Origin of the sequence: Sphaerospermopsis sp. FACHB-1094 (assembly GCF_014696195.1) — a bacterium.
Lineage (GTDB): Bacteria > Cyanobacteriota > Cyanobacteriia > Cyanobacteriales > Nostocaceae > Sphaerospermopsis > Sphaerospermopsis kisseleviana.
In genome coordinates this window covers 1-8,136 of sequence record NZ_JACJPT010000166.1, presented here as the reverse complement: position 1 = coordinate 8,136, position 8,136 = coordinate 1, and the positions used below count along the sequence as shown (strand labels likewise).

Below are 8,136 nucleotides of genomic sequence, written 5' to 3'. Positions count from 1 at the left end.
GCCTGTCCTGAGCCTGTCCTGAGCCTGTCCTGAGCGGTGTCGAAGGGCGGTGTCGAAGGGCGGTGTCGAAGGGCGGTGTCGAAGGGCGGTGTCGAAGGGCGGTGTCGAAGGGCGGTGTCGAAGTGTGGGGAGATGGGGAGGAGTTGTCAGGGTTAATTTCTGCATAACCCCCAGCTAAGAAAGCACGATACAATGGTAGTTCAAACAGTTGTCGCATCACGCTTCTAGAGCGTTGTAAGTCTTCTACAGTTTCAAAGAGTGGTACAACACGAATAGTTCCTACAGCGATCGCTGGATCAAATAACCGCGCTTCCTTCGCTAACAGCAGCACTTCCAAAACATCGCTAACTTCCCTGCACATACTGATAATGTAAGTTTGGCAGATGTTAATGCCAAATTCTTGTTGCAGCGATCGCACCACCCGGAAAGTTTCAATTACATCATTAGTTTTTTCCGAAAATGGTAATTCTGCGGGAATTAACGGCCGTCTGGTTTGCAATTCTCCTGTTAACCAAGCTACCCTTTGTTCTTCTGTGAGTTCGTTATAAGATTGGGGTAAAACTTGTAAGTATTCAAGAATTTCATTAATCGTATCAGAATGACGAGATGATTCTTGACGAATATCTAACTGGGTAAGATTAAAGTCGAAAATTTCTACCTGACAGATCAGATGATCTAATTCTCCACAACTTAAACCTGTTTCCGTCAAATTGCGTTGAATTAATCGCAGTTCCGCTAAAAATTCCCCCCCAGAACGATACATGGGAGAATCTTCATTGCTTGGTGTTTCCCGATTATATAAAGCCAGATTGCGATCGCGGGTATTTTCCAACCTTCTTAACACATAAGCCAGCTTTAAGCGATAAGGTTCTTGACGATAACGCAAAGCTAACGCATCGTAGACATCACTCAAAATAGATTGATCTAATTCTAACGACTCCAACAAATCTGGAAGTACATCACTCCAGTGCATAGACACACTTAATAATTCAATCAGATGCTTCACCGATTGAATGTATCTCTCTAAAACCATTTTCCGCTGATAACAAGCGGTTTTCCAAGTAACTTCCGGTGTTACCGATGGGTTTCCGTCTCTATCTGAACCTACCCAAGAACCAAAAGAACAGAAATTTTTACTGGGTGGTTCTAACCAAGGAAATGTTTGTTTTAGAGAGTATGTGAGACGTTTGTAAAGTTGGGGAATACCATCAAATAACACTTCTTGGAAGTAGTGTAAAGCATAATCTACTTCATCCAATACAGTTGGTTTAAACTGATGTAATTCATCAGTACGCCACCATAGACGAATTTCTTCTAATAATCGCTCTTTCACCTCTGCTGCTTCCCAAGGATAGCCACCAGAACGAGTTTCCGCGCTATCTAACTGTTGTAAGAGACTTACTACTTGTCGCTGCTTATCGCGGATCGTGTGGCGGACTATTTCCGTGGGATGGGCAGTGAAAACCAACCGAATATCTAGTTGAGAAATTAAACGCTGAATTTGCTGGGGTGGTACATTCAGTTTGAATAATAGAGGAAATAAAGCTGCAAATGTACCTTTTTGTGTAGCTGGTGTTGTATCAGTCCAACTATGAAATATGGGATTTCCTCCCCATGACTTAGTAACAGGTAAGTCGTCTTCTCGTTGGTTAGTCGAATAAACAATATTGGGAATATTTTCCTGATCTATGCTGTCTGACTCAGAATAGCGGCTTAACTGTTGCTTTTGTTCATATTCCTGCTCAATGATATTAATCAATTGAAAATAAAGAGCAAAAGCACGAGCAGCACGAATGGCCTCGTTAATATTTAGCTGTTCAATCAGTTCCACAGCTGACGAGGCTTGATCATTGGTAGCTTGTCCTTCCGGTGAACACAAATCACGCAACTGCCGTAATAGATCCACCATTTTTTGGCCGCATTCTTGCCGCAATACCGACTCCCACAATTCTTCTACTATCTGTAGACGATGACGTAAAAATAATTCAGACATAGGGTAGATATTCGCTGATGGCGAGGAGGAGTATAAAATAGAACCCATATTCTTTGCTCTAGTAAAGCCAATTAATGCCTACAATTTTAGTTTTTTGCTTTTTGCTGTACCAGGGAACTGGTGATTGGTGATTGGTGATTGGTGATTGGTGATTGGTGATTGGTGATTGGGAAAAATATAATAATTACCCATTACCCATTACCCATTACCTATTACCAAAGAAATACCACAATCAGAAAATGAATAAATTGAGTGATGAGGATTACCCAGAGCCAATAAATGGTTATATATAGTAGTTGTTAGCTGTTGTTAGATGTTGTTAGCTTTGGTTTAGTTACTACTGATCTGGGAAGTTGAGAATAGGTAGACGATCGCCTCTAAATACCTCTTCACTAGCTTCTCCTATAGCTTTGAGTGCTTCACCAGTTGCTTTATCTGCTACAAGTAGCAGTAGCATAGATGCCGTAGCTATTTGTAAGAGACCAGATTGGGGAATACTAAAAAAGAGCCAATTTAATCCGGGGGTTGGTGATGGGTGTTGGGTTACAGATGACATTGCTAATTCTTGATGATGGCCAGATGAGTAAAATAGACGCAAAACTCAATCTTGAGAGGACGTGCAACCTTGTAAGACTATCTTTGCCGATTTTGCAAGCTCCAATGGTAACAAAATTGTTAAAAAGAAACTGCAAAATGTGATAAATCTATGGTTCTAGTTTACAAGTACAGGCAAAATCCCCCAATCCTCGCTTCCTGTTAAAGTTAACTTCATAATGAAAACATTATTACTAGATCGCCAGCAAACCTTAGTGCAGTGGGTAAGCCAAGCAACAGGAATTAACACTTTCAGGGTGAAAGTTCGGTTGCTAGGAAATGACCTGCATATCCTTTGTGAAGGTACAGACTGTCCAAAACGTTGGCACACACTCTATGACTTGTTGCAAGCACTTGGAAAAACAGATTTAGATAGTCTCACAAATGAGGAACAATCCTCAATATACCAAGTATTGGTCTATGGTCGAAAGAAAGGAGAACATCGTCCTCAATGGTGTCATAGAGTCTATTTAAATCAATTAGATCGACATCTAGAGCAAGCAGAACAAGCACTTTTATTAGAAACCAAAAAATCTAGACTACCTGGTGGGGCGCTGATCGTCTCTAATGAAAGTTTGGCACGACAAGGCAACCCCGATGCGATCGCTCGTTATCTGAGTGAAAACCTAAGTAAGTTGGGTGTAGCAGTACAGGTTAAAAGCAAGCCCTACGAGTCTAAAGCCAACTCTCAAAAAACAGGTAATCGTCTCTGGATATTTTGCCAATCAACTTATAGTCCTGATGCCACATTATTAGCTGAACCAGTAGCCCAACAGTTACGACATCTCAAGCTGGCTGGTTATCAAGATGCTGTTATTGTCTCGCAAGTTCGGGGTGAAAGTGAGCCAGATTGGCGGTTAAGGGTGGATTTAACCCCACCGGAAACCATGCTCAAAGAATGGGCGCGTTGGGGAGATATACAAGCGATCGCTCGTTTGTTAACTGAAGTTTTATCAGATTTCCAAGTTACCGTTCAAGCTTCTTTAAAAGAATTTACCTTACATATCTTTTGTACTCCAGCAGTTGACCCTTTAAAAAATGCTCCTGCACCAGAAAAGGAAGTTTGTTTACCTTTAATTATCTCTCAGTTAGAAAAAATCGCCCCCCAAGGCATTCTGTCCGCTGCTGTCTACGGACAAAAAACAGAAGATAAACAACCTGCTTGGGTAGACTGGTTATCTTTACCCGCTGCACAACATCCCGCCTTAGCAACATCCAGCTTAGAATTAGGTGCTGCCGGGGATGAACCAGCGATCATTTTCCTACTGGAGCGTCTGTTAAATCAGGATATGGATTGGCGGTTAAAAACAGGCGGCATTCGCGTTTTATTACTGCGTAAGGGTGATTTACTACACATTATGTGTGATGCGCCCAATTGTCCCAAACGCCAGCAAGTAGCCAGCAAAGTCACCCAATTTATTCGTCAACTCAGTATTGTCGGTGTTACTGGTGTGAGAATTTATGGTCGCCGAGCCGGTGATACTGAACCTGTTTGGCATCATGGAGTTGATTTTGGACATCGCCACAGATTAGTACCAGAAGCTACACCCGAATTTGCAGCTACGGTAGAATATGTCAGTGATTTACTGCCTAAGCAAACCAAAAAGCCAATTTTGCGTCCTGATTTAACAACTCAGGAAGTTCAAAACTTGGTAACTGAAGTAACACAAGATTGGCTGAAAACTGCTCATCAACAAGTCAGAAACTTACTTTTAGCAAGCCAACTGTTTACAGCAACTAACCAATCAACTGAGCAAAATCCCGATGAACAAGGACTCTGGGGAAGTTTGATCTGGGTAGCTTTGGGATTAATACTCGTACTCCAAAGTGATTGGATCTTAGGTGACGTTACTACTAAGATTGGACAAAATACACCCAAAGTTACTGGTGTTTTAACATCTCCATCCTCACAGTCTCAGGTCTCTTTAACATCAGAAAAAAATCAAAGTCAAAGAACAACATTTTTTACCAGCAATAACAACACAACATATTCTCAGTTTGGTAATTCTGCTTTTAATGCTTCTGCATTTACCCCAGCTGATGATACTCCATCAACAAATCTACCTGCCGCACCATTAAAACAAAAAGCCAATGCTACTGCTATTCTCTTGGCTGCAAGATCAAATTTACCCAGTTTTAATGCTAGGCAATTAGATGAACAATTCGCACTTTATAAACAGCGTCTAGCAACAGATGGAAAGCCACCAGATGTCCTAATTATCGGTTCTTCTCGTGCTTTGAGAGGAGTTGATCCTGTTGCCCTTTCTAAAGCCTTGTCCACTCAGGGTTATCCCAAAGTTGACGTATTTAATTTTGGTATTAATGGTGCTACAGCCCAAGTTGTAGAATTTATCATTCGTCGAGTTTTACAACCCTCGGAATTACCAAAAATGATTATTTGGGCAGATGGTTCTAGAGCTTTCAATAGTGATCGCAAAGATATCACTTTTAATGCTATTGCTGCTTCCAAAGGCTATGAAGAGGTATTAAAAAGAGCTACACAGCCTGTTAACAATAATTCATCCAGCCAACAAGCAAATGCAGTGAAAGATAAGCTAACTAAAGATACACCAGTAAATGTTAATACTTATCAAGTGACTAATGATTTTTTAAATCAAGCTTTAGTTGGTATATCTGCCAGCTATGAAAATCGGGGACAAATCAAGGCTTTATTGCAAAAACAACTTAACTATTTACCAGTTATTAATAACTCTCAGCAAGTCAACTCAAAAACCGAATTGACCAGCGATACACAAGAGCAAAATTCCCAAGCAGCCGTTGATTTTGATGGCTTCTTGCCCTTATCTATTCGTTTTAATCCTGCTATATATTATCAAAACCATCCCAGAGTAGCTGGAGCTTACGACAATGACTATAAAGATTTTCAACTAGCAGGTAATCAAGACACAGCTTTAAAATCAATGATAGAGTTTACCAAAAATAAAAAAATATCATTAGTGTTTGTCAATATGCCATTAACAGGAGATTATTTAGACCCAGTGCGGTTAAAATATGAACAAGAATTTCAAAAATATATGTTAGATGCTTCCACTACTAATAGCAATTTTATCTACCGCGATTTAAGCCAAATCTGGCTCAAAGCACATGACTACTTTTCTGACCCCAGTCACCTCAACCGCTACGGAGCTTATGAATTATCTAAAAGGTTGGCTATTGATCCGATGATACCCTGGAGTTTTAAATAAATGGTGATTGGGGATTGGTGATTGGTGATTGGTGATTGGTGATTGGTGATTGGTGATTGGTGATTGGTGATTGGGGACTAATAACTAATAACTAATGACTAATAACTAATAACTAATAACTAATGACTAATGACTAATCACTAATCACTAATAACTAATCACTAATAACTAATGACGAATAACTAATAACCAAAGAATGAAATTTATATCACCTTTTTACGCGCTGTTTTTGCTGAGTATTCTTTGTATTTACTGGACTGTAAGCGAACAAAAATTAAGATTATGGACAATACTGATAGCTAGTATTGTATTCTACTCATCTTGGAATATTCAATACTTACCATTACTATTGGTACTTACTTTTATTAACTTTCGTATAGGCTTGGAAATCGGGGAAAATACCTCACCAGGTAAACATTCCCAAGATTGGCAACTTTCTAATGAAGAGTGGCAAATTGCTCAATCTGACTGGAATCTTAACCGTCTCAAAATTTTGTGGTTTGGGATTATTTTCAATGTAGGATTGTTATTAGGTTTTAAATATCTACCTATCATATTTAAATGGATATTTGAGATAAATATAAATTCTCCAGATGCCCCATTTAAATTAGTTACACCCTTGGGAATTTCCTTTTTTACATTTGAGTGTATTGCTTATTTAATAGATGTTTATCGTGGAGCGCCGGCTACTGAACAATTTGTGAAATTTGCTGCCTATAAATTATTTTTTGCTAAATTAATTTCTGGACCAATTACCCGTTACCATAACTTAGCAGTTCAACTCAATACTCTAAAATTGCCTAATGTTGATAAATTATCAGAAGCTTTATGGTTAATTGCTAGAGGTGCGGTTAAAAAAGGCATTATCGCTGATAATCTAGGAATTTTTGTAGATTTATGTTTTGGTAATTTACCAAGAGCAGGTAGCACAGATTTGTGGTTAGCTACTGTGGCTTATGGTTTACAATTATATTTAGATTTTAACGGTTATGTAGATATTGTCCGTGGTACTGCTTTACTTTTTGGTTTAGTTTTACCAGAAAATTTTGATTTTCCTTACTTCAGTACCAGCATTGCCGATTTTTGGCGACGTTGGCATATAACTTTAGGTGATTGGTTACGTAATTATCTTTACTTTCCTTTGGGTGGTTCTCGTCAGGGGTTGATGCGTACCTGCTTAAATTTATTCATTGTGATGATAGTAGCGGGTATTTGGCATGGTTCTGCCTGGGGTTTTGTAGTGTGGGGTGCGTTGCATGGTTTGGCCTTAGCTGTTCATCGTCTCACAGATGCTATGAGCGATCGCTCAAAAATTCTTTACCTATTTTGGCACAACCCTGTCGGTATAATTTTCGCTTGGTTGTTAACCCAGTTCATGATTTTCACCTCTTGGATCTGGTTTCGTCTCCCCAATATTCAAGATTCTGCTTTAGTTATACAACACCTTTGGGGTCATAGTGCGGATTCACAGTTTATTGAAAAAGTCTATGTCGAAGCCTTAAACAGCACTCCTCACCAACTAACATGGTCATTGGTGTTGATCGTTGTTGTCATGAGTATAGCTTATGGCTTTAAACGAAGCATGAAATTAGAGTTGAGTTGGCCGATAAAACTGGTTTTTGTACCTTTATGTTTCTATGCAGTTTGGTTACTAGCTCCTGAAGGCAGTTTACCTTATATCTACTTTGATTTTTAGGGACTTCCAAATAAAAAAAATATCCAATCCAATTAATTATAAGAAAATCGAGTGAGCCAAAACCACGCCCGATAAAGTATCGGAACTTGGTGGAGATACTTTATCGTACTTTAGGCTGTGGATGTACGCGAACGGACTGCCCCAGACCTCTCCAAAATAGAATGTATTAATTTGTCATAAGTTGTAGGGGCGAAGCATTTGGGCGATAATTTAAGGTAAAAATCAGATATCTAGATATCCCAAATGCTTCGACCTGACCCCATAAAGCCCCCATAATTTCTTTTCTGGAGATGTCTAATGGTTAATCTGTTTCGTTGTTGAGTTGCCAATGATTGTAGTAGCTACTTTAGTAAATCGCTTTGATCCTAATTTCTAAACAAATCTAAAGTTTTGTAAACTTAATAATAAGTAAAAGTTATTACCTTTATAAATTTTAATAAAATAATCAATGTTACAAAACTCGTAAACTTATGCTAACTTTATAAGAACAGGAAAGGAATTACCTGTGTTTTTAACAAAAACATCGCACTCATAAAATGACCACAACCATTCAACAGCGCCAAAGCGCCAACGTATGGGATCGTTTCTGTGAATTTATCACCAGCACCAATAACCGCCTTTACATCGGCTGGTTTGGCGTATTAATG

The 8,136-nt window shown here is 39.1% G+C and carries 4 protein-coding genes and 1 pseudogene; 3 read left to right on the top strand and 2 right to left on the bottom strand.

Features of this window, described 5'->3' with window-relative positions:
* Together H6F47_RS25880 and H6F47_RS25875 are read right to left on the bottom strand one after the other, a co-directional pair.
* The coding region (locus H6F47_RS25880) for a phosphoenolpyruvate carboxylase (RefSeq protein ID WP_242027498.1) at nucleotides 1-2,041 on the bottom strand (2,041 nt) is incomplete at its 3' end.
* 289 nt (nucleotides 2,042-2,330) lie between these two features.
* Nucleotides 2,331-2,549, bottom strand: coding sequence for a hypothetical protein (locus tag H6F47_RS25875; RefSeq protein WP_096571918.1), 219 nt, complete (start codon nucleotides 2,547-2,549; stop codon nucleotides 2,331-2,333).
* Nucleotides 2,550-2,766: 217 nt separating this feature from the next.
* Here H6F47_RS25875 and H6F47_RS25870 point away from each other — a divergent pair, with 217 nt between their 5' ends.
* From H6F47_RS25870 to H6F47_RS25860, 3 genes and pseudogenes are all read left to right on the top strand, one after another.
* Entirely contained in the window at nucleotides 2,767-5,793 is a 3,027-nt protein-coding gene (locus tag H6F47_RS25870) for a DUF1574 domain-containing protein (RefSeq protein ID WP_190347377.1), read from the top strand.
* Between the two features lie 196 nt (nucleotides 5,794-5,989).
* Nucleotides 5,990-7,489 (top strand): MBOAT family protein, encoded by a 1,500-nt coding sequence (locus tag H6F47_RS25865; protein ID WP_190651631.1) that lies wholly within the window; start codon nucleotides 5,990-5,992, stop codon nucleotides 7,487-7,489.
* A 536-nt stretch (nucleotides 7,490-8,025) separates the two neighbouring features.
* Nucleotides 8,026-8,136, top strand: a pseudogene (locus H6F47_RS25860) (photosystem II q(b) protein); the annotation flags it as partial.

What these genes read in the sequence shown, in the direction of transcription:
- H6F47_RS25875 (WP_096571918.1), bottom strand. Translation starts at nt 2,549, where the DNA reads ATGTCATCTGTAACCCAACACCCATCACCAACCCCCGGATTAAATTGG.
- H6F47_RS25870 (WP_190347377.1), top strand. Translation starts at nt 2,767, where the DNA reads ATGAAAACATTATTACTAGATCGCCAGCAAACCTTAGTGCAGTGGGTA.
- H6F47_RS25865 (WP_190651631.1), top strand. Translation starts at nt 5,990, where the DNA reads ATGAAATTTATATCACCTTTTTACGCGCTGTTTTTGCTGAGTATTCTT.